The sequence below is a fragment of the Ruegeria sp. CDSA021 genome (assembly GCF_059612325.1).
In genome coordinates, this window is sequence record NZ_JBXWQJ010000002.1 from 30,493 (window position 1) to 47,637 (window position 17,145).

At 56.9% G+C, this 17,145-nt stretch carries 13 protein-coding genes; 8 read left to right on the forward strand and 5 right to left on the reverse strand.

Going from position 1 to position 17,145, the window contains the following annotated elements; translation table 11 throughout:
- Positions 1–13: 13 nt before the first annotated feature.
- Together AC2FLD_RS02400 and AC2FLD_RS02405 are read right to left on the reverse strand one after the other, a co-directional pair.
- The gene (locus AC2FLD_RS02400) at positions 14–1,927 is read right to left on the reverse strand and encodes an ABC transporter substrate-binding protein (RefSeq protein ID WP_496667640.1); all 1,914 of its coding nucleotides are present in this window, start codon (positions 1,925–1,927) and stop codon (positions 14–16) included.
- Positions 1,920–3,692, reverse strand: coding sequence for an ABC transporter ATP-binding protein (locus AC2FLD_RS02405; protein ID WP_496667639.1), 1,773 nt, complete (start codon positions 3,690–3,692; stop codon positions 1,920–1,922). Before AC2FLD_RS02405 ends, AC2FLD_RS02400 begins: the two co-directional genes overlap by 8 nt.
- 233 nt (positions 3,693–3,925) lie before the next feature.
- Between AC2FLD_RS02405 and AC2FLD_RS02410 the strand changes: the two genes are divergently transcribed.
- The 7 genes from AC2FLD_RS02410 (at position 3,926) to AC2FLD_RS02440 (ending at position 11,898) form a co-directional block, all read left to right on the forward strand.
- Positions 3,926–4,423 (forward strand): class I SAM-dependent methyltransferase, encoded by a 498-nt coding sequence (locus AC2FLD_RS02410; protein WP_496667638.1) that lies wholly within the window; start codon positions 3,926–3,928, stop codon positions 4,421–4,423.
- An 18-nt stretch (positions 4,424–4,441) separates the two neighbouring features.
- On the forward strand, positions 4,442–5,071 hold the full coding sequence (locus tag AC2FLD_RS02415) for a glutathione S-transferase (RefSeq protein WP_496667637.1): 630 nt from the start codon (positions 4,442–4,444) through the stop codon (positions 5,069–5,071).
- A 113-nt stretch (positions 5,072–5,184) separates the two neighbouring features.
- Positions 5,185–7,587, forward strand: coding sequence for a GcvT family protein (locus AC2FLD_RS02420; protein WP_496667636.1), 2,403 nt, complete (start codon positions 5,185–5,187; stop codon positions 7,585–7,587).
- A gap of 2 nt (positions 7,588–7,589) precedes the next feature.
- Positions 7,590–9,134 carry a trimethylamine methyltransferase family protein gene (locus AC2FLD_RS02425; protein ID WP_496667635.1) on the forward strand — a complete coding sequence of 515 codons (1,545 nt, stop codon included), beginning with the start codon at positions 7,590–7,592 and terminating at the stop codon, positions 9,132–9,134.
- Positions 9,135–9,809, forward strand: coding sequence for a TetR/AcrR family transcriptional regulator (locus AC2FLD_RS02430; RefSeq protein WP_496667634.1), 675 nt, complete (start codon positions 9,135–9,137; stop codon positions 9,807–9,809). It abuts the gene before it with no gap.
- Positions 9,806–11,110: an NAD(P)/FAD-dependent oxidoreductase gene (locus AC2FLD_RS02435; RefSeq protein WP_496667633.1), complete on the forward strand. Its 1,305-nt coding sequence runs from the start codon at positions 9,806–9,808 to the stop codon at positions 11,108–11,110. The genes AC2FLD_RS02430 and AC2FLD_RS02435 overlap by 4 nt, the downstream gene beginning before the upstream one ends.
- Before the next feature lie 56 nt (positions 11,111–11,166).
- Positions 11,167–11,898 (forward strand): hypothetical protein, encoded by a 732-nt coding sequence (locus AC2FLD_RS02440; RefSeq protein ID WP_496667632.1) that lies wholly within the window; start codon positions 11,167–11,169, stop codon positions 11,896–11,898.
- Positions 11,899–11,904: 6 nt separating this feature from the next.
- Here AC2FLD_RS02440 and AC2FLD_RS02445 read toward each other — a convergent pair whose 3' ends face one another.
- Positions 11,905–12,267: a DUF3307 domain-containing protein gene (locus AC2FLD_RS02445; protein ID WP_496667681.1), complete on the reverse strand. Its 363-nt coding sequence runs from the start codon at positions 12,265–12,267 to the stop codon at positions 11,905–11,907.
- A gap of 245 nt (positions 12,268–12,512) precedes the next feature.
- Between AC2FLD_RS02445 and AC2FLD_RS02450 the strand changes: the two genes are divergently transcribed.
- On the forward strand, positions 12,513–15,509 hold the full coding sequence (locus AC2FLD_RS02450; protein WP_496667680.1) for a cyclic nucleotide-binding domain-containing protein: 2,997 nt from the start codon (positions 12,513–12,515) through the stop codon (positions 15,507–15,509).
- A 3-nt stretch (positions 15,510–15,512) separates the two neighbouring features.
- On the opposite strand, the gene AC2FLD_RS02455 is transcribed toward AC2FLD_RS02450, so the two are convergent.
- Both AC2FLD_RS02455 and AC2FLD_RS02460 read right to left on the reverse strand, forming a co-directional pair.
- On the reverse strand, positions 15,513–15,800 hold the full coding sequence (locus tag AC2FLD_RS02455; protein ID WP_496667679.1) for an ArsR/SmtB family transcription factor: 288 nt from the start codon (positions 15,798–15,800) through the stop codon (positions 15,513–15,515).
- Positions 15,801–15,912: 112 nt separating this feature from the next.
- Entirely contained in the window at positions 15,913–17,145 is a 1,233-nt protein-coding gene (locus AC2FLD_RS02460) for a mandelate racemase/muconate lactonizing enzyme family protein (RefSeq protein WP_496667631.1), read from the reverse strand.

The following is a 17,145-nucleotide window of genomic DNA, read 5'->3' on the forward strand; positions in this document are numbered from 1 at the left end:
TTGCTGCTCCTGCTCAGTCGGCGAAAAAGAACTCGTCCGGGCGATGGACACCAAAATGCGCGCCGGGTTCCCATGCCCACATGGCCTGTTCCGGCACGTTGCGCAGACGGTTCGAGACAACGATTGGCTGTGGTGCACCGTTCAGGATGCCAATCGCATACAGTTGATCCGCATGTATTTTCAGCATTTCCGTCCAGGCAGCTGTGCGTTCTTCAGCGCTTGAAGCGACTTCCCAGTCATGAGCCAGTTCCATCAGGCGTGCGGCTTCGGGCAAATCGGGGGCTTCGCCAACTTCACCGCCTGTCTGGTAATACTGACCCCATTTCGGCCAGGCCAGGAACACCTGATCTGTGGGTGCCAGATAGGAGGGTGACGTGTGTGCTTGCGGAATGCCGTCATCCCATCCAAACCAGACCGACGCCATCGAATTGCCGGCAAACACCCGGTTGCGCAGAATGTCACGGTCCAGAGGGCGCATCACCAGTTTGACCCCAATGTCGCGCCAGTTGTCGGTGACAATCTGCAAGGCATTCTCGACTTCTTGCCTTTCACCGGCGGTTTCGATGATTAACTCCATCGGACGGCCATCGGGCAACAGACGGATGCCATGCTTGTTGCGCTGATCCAAGCCAGCCTCGTCCAGCAGGGCATTGGCCTGATCGATGTCGAACTGCGCCCAAGCCTTGGCATTGTCATCGTTGTAGAAAGGTGAGGCAGGCAGGACCGACATCGCGGCGGGATGTGCCAGTTTGAAATACAAAGCCTGATTGATCGTATTCCGGTCGATCGCCAACGACAAGGCACGCCGCACACGAACATCACGAAGCACTTCACGCCAGACGTCATCGGAAAAGTTAAGATTGGGATAGATCGCGATTTGCGATGCCACCCCGGTTTTCCAAAGCAGCGTCTTGTAGCCGCCTTGTGCCTCGCCTTTTTTCAGGATCGATGCATCGCGAAAAGCCAGACCACGGCCTTGCAAATCGCTCTCACCGGCATTGGTTTTCGCGGCCACCAGACCGGGGGCCACAATCTCCATCTCGACTACGTCGATATAGGGCAGCTGCACCCCATTACTGTCGATACGGTGGTAATAGGGGTTACGCACAAAGTTATGACGAATCTTTTTGCCCGAACTTGCGTTTAGCCATGGCTGCAGTGTCGGCAATTCGTGGTTGTCGAATTTGTAGAGGTTGTCCAGCTTGTTGTGCAGCGCGGCCCAGCTTTTGACCCTTGCATCTTCAACTAGAAAGGCAAGTTCCTCGGGATCGGCGTATTTCTCGTGGTACTGTTTGAGGAAGGCGGACGGCCGGTAGATAAAGGGTGGCCGTGCTTGGGCCAGCGTTTGCAGGAAATCCGGATTGGGATCCTCCCATTCGAAGATCACTGTGCTCTCGTCCGGGAAAGCAACCGTGGGTGACTTGCCGTCGACGATCAGAAATTCAAGCGGGCCCGAAGGGCTGAGCAATTCGTTATTGGCTACGTCTTCCCACCAATAGCGGAAATCTTCCGAGGTGAAGGGCGATCCGTCTGACCATTTGTGACCTTCCCGCAGTTTCAAAGTGAACTTGCGATTGTCTTCATTTTCAAACGAGGCCAGCAGGTCAGGAACAATTTCATAGTCCTGATTGTAACCGACGAGGCGAGCATACCCGTAGACAACCATGTGGCGGATATCTTTCGACCGCGTCACCATCGTACGCAGGGTGCCGCCTTGGGTTCCGAATTCGCGGCCTTTAGCGGCCAGATCAACAACCAGCGGTTCTTTGGGAATGCGCTCTTCAATGGGCGGAAGATTGCCGGCGTCCACCTCGGTGCTCCAGAAGGCGCTTTCCTGAGGCGTAGGAAGGGTTTCTGCCGTAGCGGGCAGCATCCCCGACAGGGCCAGTGCTGCGGCCAGGATCAGGGGGCGAGTGGTCTTAAACATGGCAACGTACCTTATGGCCCGGTTCCAATTCCACCAGTGAGGGTATCACGGTGTCCGAGAAACGAAAGGCTTCATCCCAACTGTCCGGCGCGCCGGCCCCCAGAGAAACCAGTTTCAGGTCGATCGGGCGATTGATGTCGGGTTCGGGTTGAGCGGCAATCAGCGCCTTGGTGTAAGGATGGCGTGGATTGTAGAAAAGCGTTTCGGGCGGGGCCTGTTCGACAATCAGACCGCGCCGCATAACGGCAACTTCGTCAGCGATCCGGGCGACAACGGCCAGATCGTGGGAAATGAACAGGTAAGACAGGTTCAGACTGTCCTGTAGGTGTTCCAGCAAGGACAGGATCTGTTCCTGAACCGAGACATCCAGAGCCGATGTGGGTTCGTCACACACAATCAGCTGCGGGTCCAGCATCATGGCGCGGGCCACGGACAGGCGCTGCCGTTGTCCGCCGGAAAAGGCATGAGGATAGCGTTTAAGCATGTCTTCGGTCAGGCCAACGCGCTGCAACATTTCGGCGGCCTTGTCACGCTGTTCGGCTGTTGTGCCGATCCTGTGGATCTCAAGCGGCTCGGTCATCGCGTCCTGAATGCGCATTCGGGGGCTGAGCGAGCTGTAGGGGTCTTGAAACACCATCTGCGCCTTGCGCTGAAACGCCGTGCGCTGGGCGCGGGTCATGCTGTGCACGGTGATAGGATCGACGTCGGGCGCGGTTCGAAACAGAACTTCGCCGCCGGGATCGGGCAATTCGGCACCAAGGGCAATCCGGGCCGCAGTCGTTTTTCCCGATCCGCTCTCACCGACAATGGCCAGCGTCTTGCCGCGTGCCAGGTTCAAGTCAACGCCGCGACAGGCATAGATCGCCTTTTCGGACTGCCATCCCTTGCTGGATCGCATGGTATAAGTCTTGGACACGCCCGTCATCTGAAGAATCAGATCTTCGTTCGGCATCGGAATACCCACGGCATCCTGATCCGGAATTTCAGGTGCGGCATCGAACAATTGCTTTGTATAGGGGTGCGCCGGGGCGGTGAGGATCGGTGCGGCTGGGCCTGCCTCCATGATGCGGCCCTTATGCATGACGACAACCTGTTCGGCCATGTTGGCAACGACGCCAAGATCGTGCGTCACAAGGATCAGCGCCATGCCGGTCTCGCGCTGCAATTCCTTGATAAGGCCCAGAACCTGCGCCTGTGTAGTTACGTCCAGCGCCGTGGTTGGTTCGTCCGCAATCAGCAGTTCAGGCTTGGATACCATCGCCATGGCGATCATGGCGCGCTGTCGCATACCGCCCGACAGCTCGAACGGGTAGGAGTCATATGCGCGCTGTGGGTCCGGGAAACCCACGCGGTCAAACTGGGTCAGAACTTCTTTGCGGGCCTCGGCTTCGGACAAGCCGCGATGCAGCCACAGGACCTCGCTGACCTGATTGCCGATCTTGTGAAGGGGAGACAGCGAACGCATGGGTTCCTGAAAAATCATCGAAACCCGATTGCCGCGAACGTTGCGCATCTCGCGTTCAGAGACCGACGTCAATTCACACATCCCTTTGGAATCGTTCAGGGTAATAGTGCCGCTGCGGATCTGTGCCGACCGGGGTAGAATACGCAATGCAGCCCGGCATGTGATTGTTTTGCCCGATCCGGATTCACCCACCAGTGCAAGTGTCTGACCGGCCTCAACGTCGAAGTTCACATCCGTGACCACGGAATTGCCCGTACCAAAGCCAATGCTGAGGTTTCTGACGGACAACAACGCGTTCATGCGGGTTTTCTACCCGTTTGGCCAATAGGTGACATCGGTTAATTCAACTCCCCGTGATTTTTTCGTCAGTGTCGCGCGGTTCCGCCCATCTAGTCAAACCCGTTCTTATGCTGAAATGTCGCGGAATTGTGAAACTTTGGGCTTCATCGCTACACAAAGTCTTGAGAATTTGTCATCTAGGGCCGCATCGGGCGCATCTATGCTTCCGAATAGTATCAAGGAGATATTTGCCGGTGTCCGAGAATCAAAGCCGCCTGGATCTGTTCATCGACCGCATGGTGTCGCAACGTGCCTGTCTGGACTACGCGATCGCGCACACTGCGGATATGACCGGCCCTGTGTTCGAACTTGGCCTGGGCAATGGCCGCACGTATCACCATCTTGTGCAGCACATCGATGAGCGTCCGGTTTATGTGTTCGAACGCGCGGTCGCCTCGCATCCCGACTCGACCCCGCCCGAGGATCGGGTGATTCTGGGCGATGTGCGCGAAACGCTGCCGGCATCCGTTGACCGGTTTGGCGCAACGGCCAGTCTGATCCACGCAGATCTGGGCGGCCATAACCGCGAAAAGAACGACAAGTTTGCGCGGTTCGTGTCGCCGTTGATCGAACCATTGCTGGCACCGGGTGGCCTGATGGTTTCAAGTGATCGGATGTATTTCGACGGGTTGACAGAAATGCCGTTGCCTTCAGGCGCAGTTGACGGGCGATGCTTCATCTACCGCCGTTGATCGGAAAGGGCCGCAGGAATGATTTTCTACGATTGCTCAACGGCCCCCAACCCTCGTCGCGCACGCATGTTCATTGCGGAAAAAGGGCTTGAAGTAGAGACCCGAGAGATCTCGATCGCTGAAGGCGCACAACTGAGCGGGGCGTTCCGTACTGTCAATCCACACGCAACAGTTCCGGTTCTGGTCACGGATGACGGCACGGTTCTGACTGAGAACCTGGGTATCGCCACATATCTTGAGGCGCGTTGTCCAGAACCACCTTTGATGGGCCGAACTCCGGATGAAAAAGGTCTGGTCCTGATGTGGAATGCGATTGTCGAACAGCAGGGCGGTGTGCCCGTTGCCGAAACCTTGCGCAACAGCCACCCGGCCTTCAAGGATCGCGCCATTCCTGGCCCGTACAACTATGTACAAATCCCGGAATTGGCGCAGCGTGGAAAAGACCGTGTGGCGCGGTTTTTCGATCTGTTGGAGGCCCGGTTGACGGAAAGCCAATTTATCGCAGCGGATGGGTTCACTCTGGCCGATATCTCGACCTTTGTTTTTGTCGATTTTGCGCGGGTGATCAAAATGCGAATCCCTGAGGACAACGCAGCCACAATCGCGTGGTTTGAAAACATCCAGTCCCGCCCCAGCGCCAAGCTTTAGCTACCAGGATTCCAGGACCTTATTTCCCGCCGACTTAGACTGTACAGAAATGTCTAGACAGAGGTGAACAGTGCTACTAGCGTCTACCCAGATTCTGTTTTGGGGAGGTTCGGATGAAATCGCAGTATCGCGTTGTGGTTATTGGGGGCGGGGTCGTCGGAGCCTCGGTTCTGTATCACCTGGCCAAGTTTGGCTGGTCCGATGTTGTGATGCTCGAGCGGCGGCGACTTGCATCGGGTTCCTCGTGGCACGCGGCTGGCGGCATCCATGCGCTGAATGCGGACCCGAACATGGCGACATTGCAGGCCTACACAATCGACCTGCTCAGCGAGATCGAAAAGGAATCGGGCCAGAATATCGGTTTGCATATGACCGGTGGACTGACCCTTGCCGGAACGCCCGAACGGTGGGAATGGTTGCAGGCCAATTACCGCATTTTCCAGTCTATCGGCATTGACGATTGTGAGTTGCTGACACCGCAAGAGGCGCAGAAACGTTGCCCGATCATGTCCACCGATGGCGTTCTGGGGGCCATGTGGGCGGACCGCGAGGGATATATCGACACAACCGGAACAGTGCAGGCTTATGCGACAGCGGCCCGGAAGCGCGGTGCTGAGTATTATGAGGAAACCAAAGTCGAGGAACTGATCCAGACAGATGACGGCTGGCAGGTTGTAACCGACAAGGGCACCATCACTTGCGAACATGTGGTCAATGCCGCGGGCTTGTGGGCCAAGCAAGTGGGTCGCATGGCTGGGGTCGAGCTGCCGGTCTCGCCTTTGAAACACCACTATCTGATTACCGATACAGTTCCAGAGATTGCACAGGCAGATTTCGAGATGCCGATGACCGTGGACCTCGAAGGGTTCACCTATATGCGGCAGGACCAAAAGGGTGTTCTGATTGGCATCTACGAGGTCGATCACGAACACTGGGCCATGGACGGCGCGCCCTGGAACTATGGGGAAGAGTTGTTTCAGGAACAACTGGACCGGATCGAGAACGAATTGACGCTGGGCTTTGAACGCTATCCGTCAATTCAGAACGTTGGCATCAAGACATGGGTGAACGGGGCTTTTACGTTCTCACCGGATGGTAATCCGCTTGTCGGGCCAGTCCCGGGCAAGCGCGGCTATTGGTCGGCCTGTGCGGTGATGGCGGGCTTCCTGCAGGGCGGCGGTGTTGGCAAGACACTGGCCGAATGGATGATTCACGGTGAACCCGAGGCAGACGCCTGGTCAATGGATGTGGCGCGCTATGGCGACTTTGCGCAGAACAAACGATACATCAGGGAAACCACTGGGCAGTTCTATTCCCGCCGTTTCGTGATGACCTATCCGAACGAACAACTGCCCGCAGGCCGCCCGCTCAAGATGGCCCCGGCGCATGACGCGATGACTGAGGCGGGCTGCAAATGGGGCGTCAGCTGGGATCTGGAGGTGCCACTGTATTTTGCGTCAAAAGGGTTCGAGGAAACGCCGACGCTCAAGCGATCCAATGCGCATGACATCGTGGCCGAGGAATGTAAGGCCATCCGCGAAGGGGTGGGCCTTATGGATATCTCAGGCTTTTCTCGGTTTGAAGTGACCGGCCCGAATGCCCAAGCGTGGCTAGACAAGGTGATGGCCTCGAAACTGCCTGCGCCGGGGCGTGCAAAACTGGCCCCCATGCTGGGTGAAGACGGGCGGCTCAAGGGTGATTTGACCGTGTTGAACTGGGGCGACGGCACCTGGTGGATCATGGGCAGCTATTATCTGCGCACCTGGCACATGCGCTGGTTCGATGATCACATGATCGACGGCGTTGATCTGCGCGATCTGGGCGAGGAATACTGCGGCTTCGCCGTGGTTGGACCGAATTCGCAGGCGGTTGTCGAGAAATTGGCGGAACAGGATATCTCTGGCCTGAAATTCATGGGTTGTGGTGATTTCGACATCGGCCTTGTCCGGGCACGCGTGGCGCGCATGTCGGTGACGGGTGAAAAAGGGTATGAACTCAACTGCCGCTATGGCGACCATATCAAACTGCGCCGTATCTTGTTGGATGCGGGAGCCGAAGAGGGCATTCGCGAGGTTGGTTTCAACGCCATGGGGTCGACCCGGCTGGAAAAAAGCTTTGGCATTTGGTCTGCGGAGTTCACGCAAGCCTATACACCCGGCATGACCGGCATGGATCGTTGGATTGATTGGGGAAAAGAGTTTGTCGGCAAAGAGGCCGCGCTTGCTGAACGTGACGGCAATGGTCCGGCACAGGTGCAGGCGACGTTGGAAATCGATGCGGTTGACGCGGATGCCAGCGGGTACGAGCCGATCTGGGCCAATGGTGAACGTGTAGGCTTTGTGACTTCGGGCGGCTACGGGCACTATACTGGCAAATCGATGGCGATGGCCTTGATCGATCGCGACAAGGCTGAGCCAGGCACGGAATTGTCCGTCCACGTGGTTGGCGTGGAACGGTCCGCGCGCGTGATTGCGCCGTCGCCGTACGACCCGCAGGGCAAAGCGATGCGAGGCTGACCATGACCGCACCGAACCGAGGACGCAGGCGGCGAGGGCGGGGGGGTGAGCCTGCCCCGCAGCCCAGCCGCGACGTGAACTATCGCCAGCTCAGGAACCCTTTCCCGCAAATGGAAGTCTTCCCGGCGGATCAGATCGCCGACATGCATGAGACTGCTTTGCGCACGTTGGAAGAGCTGGGTGTAAAAACCTTGCTGCCCGAAGCACGCAAGCTTTTCAAACAAGGTGGCGCGCGCGTGGATGAAGACAGCGAAATGGTCTTCATCGGGCGCGAGATGGTCGAGGCCGCCGTGGCCTCAGCCCCAAAGTCCATCGCCTGTAGGGCGGGCGCGCGGCGGCGGGATTTCACGCTTGAACTAGGTTCTCTGGTCTTCCAGCCCGGTGCCGGGGCTCCGAACGCAACCGATCTGGAACGGGGGCGACGCCCCGCGACAGGTCAGGATTATCTGGAGTTTCTGAAGCTTACGCATCATTTCGACGTATTCCAGATGATCTCGCCTCAGGTCGAGCCGCAGGATGTACCAACCCATCTGCGCCACTATTTTACCTCGCAAGCGCAGATGGAGTTGACGGACAAGTTCCCGTTCTTTTTCTCGCGCGGCACACCCCAGGTGATGGATTGCTTTGAGATGCTGTCCACAGCCCGCGGCCTTTCGGATGATGAGTTTCAAGGCGACGCGCATTGTTACACGATCATCAACACCAACAGTCCCCGCACGTTGGATATTCCAATGGCGCAAGGTCTGATCGACTTTGCGCGGCATGGTCAGATGTCGATCATCACGCCATTCACCCTGATGGGTGCCATGGCGCCGATTACGGTGGCCGGGGCGATCACGTTGTCCCATGCCGAGGCGCTTGCCGCTTTGACCCTGACGCAACTAGCCAAACCCGGTGCTCCGGTCTGTTATGGAACGTTCACAAGCAATGTGGACATGAAATCTGGTGCCCCAGCATTCGGGACGCCTTCGCATTTCCAGGCCTCTTTGGCGGCGGGCCAATTGGCGCGGCACCTTGGCTTGCCATGGCGGTCTGCTGCCGGATCCGCGTCAAACATCAACGATGTACAGGCGGCGAATGAGAACCAGTTCGGCCTTTGGGGCTGCCTTATGTCTGGTGCAACCGTGATCATTCACTCCGCTGGCTGGCTCGAGGGCGGATTGACCGTGTCCTTCGAAAAGTTGGTCTGCGATGCAGAAGTGCTCAACATGGTGGCCGAGCTCTGCGCGGGCGCACAGGCGGGCAACGCCGAGATCGGTTTTGACACAGCCTTGCGTGAGGTCGAGCCCAGTGGTCACTTCTTTGCCTCAAGTCAGACAATGGAGCGCTACAATACTGAGTTCTATCAACCACATCTCCATGACTACGCTAACTTTGGTACGTGGACTGAACGTGGCGCAGTGGATGCCAACAATCGAGCGACGGCTGTTTGGAAGGGCATCCTAAACGACTTCAAGGCACCCGCCGATGACAATGATCGGTTGGGTGCTTTGCGCGACTTTATTGATCGCCGTACCGCCGAAGGCGGCGCACCGCCGGAGAGTTGAATGAAAACTAAACCTGTCCTTCATCGCGATGATCCCGAGGCCGAACCCTTGACCGGCAACGTCAAGGTTACGCGTGACGATTGGCTGAATGTGGCGATGGATGTGCTGATTTCGGACGGCGTGGACCAGATCAAGGTTCTGAACCTAGCCGAACGGATGGCCGTATCGCGCTCATCTTTCTATTGGTACTTCAAGTCGCGGCAGGAGCTGATGGATGCCCTTCTGGCCCGCTGGCAGGCGACCAACACTGCAGCGTTGGTCGCACAGGCCGAAGCCCCGGCCGAGACAATCACGGCGGCGGTCTGCAATGTGCATCGGTGCGTTGTGAACACCGATCTGTTTGATACCGCACTGGACTTTGCCGTGCGCGATTGGGCGCGCAAGTCTGGCAAAGTGCGGCGGGCGCTGGACCAATCGGACGCGCGACGGCTTGAGGCACTGCACGCCATGTTTGCCCGTTATGGCTATTCCGAGATCGAAGCTGAAACCCGCGCGCGTGTATTGTATTACATGCAGATTGGTTACGATCTGGCGCAATTGAACGAACCCATAGAGACGCGGATTTCTATGGTTCCGCATTACCTCTACGCTTTCACCGGCGTTGAGGCTAAACCCGAAGAAATTGAAGAATTCAGCGCATATTCAATGCGTTTTTGGAAAGGAGACCCGACATGAGCCAACCAGACGCAATCATCATCGGCACGGGCGTGATCGGCGCGGCCATTGCGTTCGAGATGTCCAAGGCGGGGTGGAAAACTCTGTCTCTGGATCGGAACACTCAGGTTGGGCACGGCTCAACCGCCGGGTCCTGTGCAATAATCCGAATGCATTATTCGACCTTCGACGGAACAGCTTTTGCGTGGGAAGGCTATCATTACTGGCGCGACTGGGCCGACTATCTGGGTCTGCCAGAGGACGCCAACCTGGCCCAGTTCCGCGAAACCGGCTGCCTGGTCATGAAGACAGAAGCGAACGGGCTGCTGGAAAAACACATGCGCAATTCTTCCGATTTGGATTGTCCGTTCGAGGAATGGTCGGGTGAGAAAGTGGTGGAACGTCTACCAGTTTACTCACTGGACAGTTTTGCCCCGGCGCGCCGTATGGATGATCCCGAGTTCGGACAGCCCAATGGGCGTAAGATGACGGGTGGTGTTTATTGGCCTCAGGCGGGATATGTCACCGACCCGGCGTTGTCGGCGCAAAACCTGATGGACGCTGCGAAACAGCATGGGGCCGAGGTGCGAACAGGTGCTGAAGTCACGGAAATCCTGACCCAGGGCGGGCGCGTTTCCGGCGTTAAGCTGGCGTCGGGTGAGGAAATCCACGCCAAGGTTGTTGTCAATGTTGCGGGGCCGGGCTCGGCGATCATCAACGAGATGGCCGGTGTTCTGGACGACATGACCATCAAAACCCGGCCTTTGCGGCAAGAGGTTGTCCACGTTCCCGCGCCTGAAGGGTTCGATTTCGAAAATGACGGAACCATCGTGTCGGACAGCGACATCGCGTGTTATTGCCGCCCGGAACATGGCAACCATATCCTTGTCGGATCGGAAGACCCAGAATGTGATCCGCATCAGTGGTGCGAGGACGATGTGAACTATAACCGAGAGTTTACTGACCAATGGACCACACAGGCTATGCGCTATGCGCAACGAGTCCCCAGCCTTGGTATTCCGTCGAAAACGCGGGGCGTTGTTGACCTCTATGATGCGTCTACCGACTGGATTCCGATCTATGACAAATCCTGCCTGCCGGGATTCTACATGGCCTGCGGTTCCAGCGGGAACCAGTATAAGAATGCGCCGATTGCGGGTAAGATGATGACGGCCCTGATCGCCTATTGCGAGGGTGGCGCTGATCACGACGCAGAGCCGCTGCAATTCGAGTTGCCTTATATCAAGCGGAACATCGATGTGGGCTTCTATTCGCGCAAACGTCCGATCAACGAAGAAAGCAGTTTCTCGGTGCTGGGCTAGCCCATAGCCGTAAACGATCTATGTCATGCGGGGCTGGCAAAGAAGGTGGCCCTGCTATGACCGACAAACAGACCAAAGTTCTGATCCTGGGCAGTGCCCCGTCAGCCATGGAAGCGCGGACATGGTCGCGTAAACCCTTCACACATATCGTCGCTATTAACAACGCGTGGCGAATCCGCAAGGATTGGGATTATCTGATCCACCCCGAAGATTTCCCACATGAAAGGCGCCCGTCGGACACAACAGACGCTCAGTGCATCGTTACGGCGAAAGACTATGTTCCTAGGCAGAACGCCTATGGCGGGTTTGTCTACGCTGGTGGCACGATGGCGTTCACGGCAGGGTATTGGGCGCTGTCGGCTTTGAAACCGGATGTATTGGCGTTTTTGGGATGCGATATGATGTATTCGGGTTCGGCGCGGACCCATTTTTATGGGACCGGAGCTGCAGATCCGTTGCGGGACGATGTAACCCTGCGATCGCTTGAAGCCAAGTCTGCGCGTCTTGGGCTTTTTGCTGCCGCACAAGGATGTAGAGCCGTGCGGTTGTCCAATGGGCCCAGTCGATTGGTGTTTCCATCGGTCAGCCTGTCTAATCTATCTGCGCGACCTGTTGTTGACACAACCGGAATGCGTGCAGCGCGGCAGGTTGAGCATGACCTGGGATATTATGTCGTTTCAGGCAGGTACTGGGAAGTTGAACATAGGTTCGATCCAACAGAAATCGACGCGTTGGATCGGATGTGGCTTAGGGCCTTCAGGGCAGGAGCTGTGGATGACGCGGCTTAACCTGCATCAGCTTGCGGCAAAAATGACCCAGGCCCAGACCATCGCCACATAGGTCAGGTTGTGCATCAACTGATCCAACCCGGCGGCGCGCCAAAAGGCGGCTTGTGTCGGCTTAAGCTGGTTTTTGTCAGAATAGCTGGCTTTGACGAAATCGATATTGAAATGGATGATCCACTCCAGCGCTGCAACGATCAGGATGAAGGACAGCGGAGCGCCGAATATGGCAAACACAAGGATTGAGCCCAAAACATGCACCGCTGCGTGTTGAGCCCGTCCCAAATGAAAATACTCACCTCGTCCAGCAAGCATTTTCGGAGTCTGGAGGTAATAGTCAGCGAACATATGCTTAACAAGCAACAGGCAAAGCATAAGGAACACTGCGCCAAAACTGGCAGTCAAAAGAACCCTCCCGATATCGTCCTGATGCCCACTCTAGGCAAATAAAAGGGCATACGTAAATGAACTAGTTCACATAAGTTTAAGAATTCGCATTTTGGGGAAAAAAATTGCTTATTATGTCTGGATGGCAGTAGAGTCATGCTGTTGAATTTGCGTGGATAACATCTGAACCGCGTCGTCGGTCAACAGCAGGGGCAGGTTCCATAGAACGCACGATTTTCCGCTTTATCTGGAAGTATTCCAAGCGCGACCAGTTGATCTTGCTGGCCGTGACAGCGACGTTGTTCCCGCTGCTTTATCTGACACTGGAACTGCCAAAACGCATCATCAACGACGCAATTGGCGCGCCGAACCCGGACGTGATCGTCTTGGGTTATACGATGACACAGACGAACTTTTTGCTGATCCTGTGCTTTGCCTTTTTGGCGGCCGTGCTGGGGCATGGCCTGATGAAAATGCGCATCAACACAATGAAAGGTGTGTTGAGCGAACGGATGCTGCGGCGCTTTCGCTATCAATTGATCAGCCGTGCCCTGCGCTTTCCCCAACCTTATTTTGAGCGGGTTAGTCAGGGTGAGATGGTGTCGATGATCACCGCTGAAAGCGAACCGATGGGCGGGTTGATGGGCGACGCGATCAGCCAGCCGGTATTGCAGGCCGGTCAGATGATCACGATCCTGACTTTTCTGTTTTTGCAAAGTATCTGGTTCGGCTTGGCTGCGGTGGCGCTGATCCCGTTGCAGGCTTGGCTGATTCCCAAACTGCAACGCCAAATCAATCTATTGAACAAAAAGCGTATTCAGGAAGTACGGATTCTTGCCGCCCAAATCGGTGAGAACGCTGCGGGTGCGGCAACCCTGCGTACAAATGGTGGCTGGCGTTATCGCCGCGCGATGATCTCGGATCAGTTGGGGCGGTTGTTCGGCATCCGGTTTGAAATCTACCAGAAGAAGTTCTTTATGAAATTCATAAACAACTTCATCTCTCAGCTGACCCCGTTCATGTTCTATCTGGTGGGTGGACTGCTGGTGCTGCAAGGTTCGGTGTCGCTGGGGGCGTTGGTCGCGGCGCTTGCCGCCTACAAGGATCTAAGCTCGCCCTGGAAAGAGCTTCTGACCTATTACAACCAGACGCAGGACATGTCCTTGCGCTGGGACGTGGTGATCGACCGTTTTGGGCCCTCAGGGATGCAGGACGAAGCATTGTTTGAGGGCGAGCCTGAAGCGCGTCCACATCTGCACGGTGATCTTGTTCTGGATCATGTGTCGGTCCGGGACATGGACGGCAACCAAGTGCTGGACGATCTGAACCTCAGCTTTCCGGGAGGCAAGACGATTGGCATTTCCGCCCCCAGCGAAGAAGATCGCCGTGCAATCGCCGAACTTCTGACGCGCGAAATCTTGCCCAGTGGCGGCAAGGTTCGGATCGGGGATGTGAACCTGGCCGAGCTGCATCAGGGTGTCGTGGCAGCACGCATCGGCTATGCCACGTCCCGACCCGTAATGTTTCAAGGCACGTTGGGCGACAATGTGATGATGCCGATGCGGTTCCGGCCACTGGAAGACAGTACGGATGACCCCGGATTTCCTGAAACCTTGCGGGCAGGAAACAGTTCCGATCCGTTTAATGTGGAATGGCTTGATCCATCTCTGGCCGGATTTCAGGATGCAGTGGCGCTGCGGGATTGGTGGTTGCAACTGGTTGACGGGATGGGCTCGGGTGCGGCCCTGTTCCAGCGCGGAGCCGAACAAAGCTTTAACGCGGCCGAGCATTGTGAGCTGGCACAAAAACTGGTCGAACTGCGACCGCTTGCACGCAAGGCCGTTCAGGACGCGGGTCTTGAACAACAGGCGTTGATTTTCGACCGCAATCTGTACAACCCGGCCCTGCCTGTGGCTGAGAACCTGCTGTTTGCCACGCCCCGTGTGCCAGTGACACACGCTTTGCTGGTAGAACAGAAAGTCTTTCTGGGCCAATTGCGAGAATTGGGGCTGGATGAAACGCTGATCGCTCTGACCCGCGACGTGATCGAAATGTTGCGTCAGATCTTTGGTCTCGATGGGACGGATCATCCGTTGTTCCGTAAGCTCGGGTTGGATGCGAAGACCTATGAAGCTGCCGTTGATTTGGTGGAACAGACCCGCAAAGAAGGTTCGGCGGGGCTTGATGATGAACAGTTGGCCAACATGCTGGCGGTGCCCTTTGTGATCTCGGCTGAACAGATCGGGCCAGCGTTCACCGAAGAGCTGAAGAACCGCATTCTCGAACTGCGGCACAGCCATTCCGAGAAGCTGATGCAGCGTCTGAAGGATGTTTTTGTTCCGCTGGACCCAGAAGTTTACGCCCCCGGTCTGACCGTCATGGAAAACGCGCTGTTCGGCAAAGTCAGCCAGATTGGCGGCGCCCGTTCCGATGAAGCTCGTAAGCTGATTGTCGATTTGCTGGCCGAAAACGGAGCGCGGCCATTGGTTATTGAATTGATCTATGACGTACCGTTGGCCTTGGGCGGTCAGAATCTGCCAGCAGTGTTTGCAGAGCCGTTGGCCTTTACACGTGCAGCGATCAAGAAGCCGGACATCCTGGTCCTGGAAAACGCCTTGGCCAGTTACGACATGAAAACGCAGGTGGCCGTCTATAAGAAGCTGCGTGAGTTGCTGCCGGATACAACTGTTATCTACCTGAACGATCAGTTTGAAAACCCCGATGTGTTCGACATGTTCGTTGAAATCCGGCAAGGTCGTGTGGTCTCGGACGGAGGACCGGTAGACGTGGAGGAAGACAGCGCAGCATCTGCAGACCTGGCGCGGAAATTGCGTGCTCTGGAACAGACCCCCCTGTTTTCCGGTCTGGACCGACGGCAGCTGCGCCTGTTGGCGTTCGGTGCGCGTTGGTTCGAGGCCGAGCCTGGGCAGGTGGTGTTCCTGAAAGACGACCAACCAACCGATGGTGCCTATGTTGTGCTTGAGGGTGAGGCCGGTCTGTACCTGCCACAGGATCAAGGGCCGGATCAATTGATCACCACAGTTGGGCCGGGCGCTTTGGTCGGAGAACTGGGCCTGATCCGCAAGGAACCGCGCGCGTTGAGCATGGTGGCAGAAACTCAGCTGTCCTGCCTGCGGATTGGTGAAGAGGAATTCCTGGCCGTCGTCGAAAACGACGCTGCAACCGCATTCAAGCTGCTTCAGGTGATCGCGGGTTATGTTTCCAGTTAGGGGTCAACTGTCCTCTGCGCAAAACAGATCATACAACAGGCTGATCAGTTGTTCAGTGTTCCCATCACGCAGGGAATAGTAGATCGTCTTGCCGTCTCTGCGGGTCGAGACCAGCCCCTCTTCGCGCAGTCGGGCCAGCATCTGGCTGACGGCGGCTTGCCGCAACGCAAGCAGGTCCTCAAGCTGTCCCACGGATTTCTCACCGTCCCCAAGGTGGCACAAGATCATCAGCCGCCCTTCATGGGCCAACGTCTTGAGGAACGCAGCCGCGCGGGCGGCATTGTCTTTCATGTCCGGCAGAGTGTTTGTGCTGCGCGTCTGAGGATCGGTTTCTTTAAGTGCCACGTTTCGATCATTGTTCCGAATATTATTGGATCAATATGCCTCAAACACGCAGGTGTTGTCACCCCTCGGTTGCCGGGGCACCACCTTGAAAAGCGTTGCCGTTGACGTAATCGCAGGGGTTTTCCTGCATTTGCAAGTGTAAGTCGCGACCATCATAGGGATGCGCGCGGGCCAGGGCTTCGTCGACATCAATACCAAGGCCCGGCGCTGTTGGTGCGGTCACGAACCCGTCCTCAACCCGAATGGTCCCTTTGATCAATTGATCGTGGAACGGTGTTTCGATGGATTCCAGCAACAGCAGATTAGGGATCGATGCGGCCAGATGGATATTGGCGGCCCATTCCACCGGCCCTGCATACAGATGCGGAGCCATCTGAGCGTTGAAGACTTCGGCCATGGCTGCGACTTTCTTCATCTCCCAGATCCCGCCCGCGCGCCCTAACGCCGGCTGCAGGATTTCCGCAGCTCCGGCTCGTAGAACAGCACCGAATTCGGCCTTGGTCGTCATCCGCTCTCCGGTGGCGACGGGGATGCGGACATTGCGGGCAACGCGGGCCATATCTTCGATCATGTCTGGCGGCGTGGGTTCTTCGAACCAGAGCGGCTGAAACGGTTCCAAAGCTTGCCCCAGCCTGATGGCCCCGGCGGTGTTGAATTGACCATGCGTGCCGAACAGCAGATCGGCCTTGTCGCCAACGGCTTCGCGGATCGCCTTGCAGAAGGCAACGGACATGGAAATGTCGCTCATCGCGGGCATGTGGCCGCCCCGGAGCGTGTACGGGCCTGCCGGGTCGAATTTCACGGCGGTATAGCCGCGGCGGACCATTTCAGCAGCCGTTTCGCCCGCCTGTTCGGGAGAAGTCCAGAAATCGGTCAGGTTATGCTGGGGCAGGGGGTAAAGATAAGTATAGGCCCGGATCCGATCGTTCATCTTTCCACCCAGCAAAGCATAGACCGGGCGGTCGCGATCCTTGCCCAGAATATCCCAGCAGGCGATCTCCAACCCTGAAAACGCGCCCATCACTGTCAGGTCCGGTCGCTGGGTGAACCCGCTGGAATAGGCGCGACGGAACATGAGCTCGATGTTTTCTGGGTTTTCGCCCTGCATATGCCGTTCGAACACGTCCTGAATGACATGGCGCATCGCCTCTGGCCCAACGGACGAAGCATAGCATTCGCCCCAACCGGTGATGCCAGAATCTGTCGTCAGTTTGACCAGTATCCAGTATCGCCCACCCCAGCCCGGTGCAGGCGGGGCGGTGACGATAATGTCGAGATCTTTCAGTTTCAT

Bases quoted from the DNA above. Each gene is read 5' to 3' on its own strand.
- AC2FLD_RS02440 (WP_496667632.1), top strand. From the start codon at position 11,167: ATGACCGACAAACAGACCAAAGTTCTGATCCTGGGCAGTGCCCCGTCA.
- AC2FLD_RS02400 (WP_496667640.1), bottom strand. From the start codon at position 1,927: ATGTTTAAGACCACTCGCCCCCTGATCCTGGCCGCAGCACTGGCCCTG.
- AC2FLD_RS02445 (WP_496667681.1), bottom strand. From the start codon at position 12,267: ATGCTTTGCCTGTTGCTTGTTAAGCATATGTTCGCTGACTATTACCTC.
- AC2FLD_RS02405 (WP_496667639.1), bottom strand. From the start codon at position 3,692: ATGAACGCGTTGTTGTCCGTCAGAAACCTCAGCATTGGCTTTGGTACG.
- AC2FLD_RS02420 (WP_496667636.1), top strand. From the start codon at position 5,185: ATGAAATCGCAGTATCGCGTTGTGGTTATTGGGGGCGGGGTCGTCGGA.
- AC2FLD_RS02455 (WP_496667679.1), bottom strand. From the start codon at position 15,800: ATGAAAGACAATGCCGCCCGCGCGGCTGCGTTCCTCAAGACGTTGGCC.
- AC2FLD_RS02430 (WP_496667634.1), top strand. From the start codon at position 9,135: ATGAAAACTAAACCTGTCCTTCATCGCGATGATCCCGAGGCCGAACCC.
- AC2FLD_RS02435 (WP_496667633.1), top strand. From the start codon at position 9,806: ATGAGCCAACCAGACGCAATCATCATCGGCACGGGCGTGATCGGCGCG.
- AC2FLD_RS02415 (WP_496667637.1), top strand. From the start codon at position 4,442: ATGATTTTCTACGATTGCTCAACGGCCCCCAACCCTCGTCGCGCACGC.
- AC2FLD_RS02460 (WP_496667631.1), bottom strand. From the start codon at position 17,145: ATGAAACTGAAAGATCTCGACATTATCGTCACCGCCCCGCCTGCACCG.
- AC2FLD_RS02425 (WP_496667635.1), top strand. From the start codon at position 7,590: ATGACCGCACCGAACCGAGGACGCAGGCGGCGAGGGCGGGGGGGTGAG.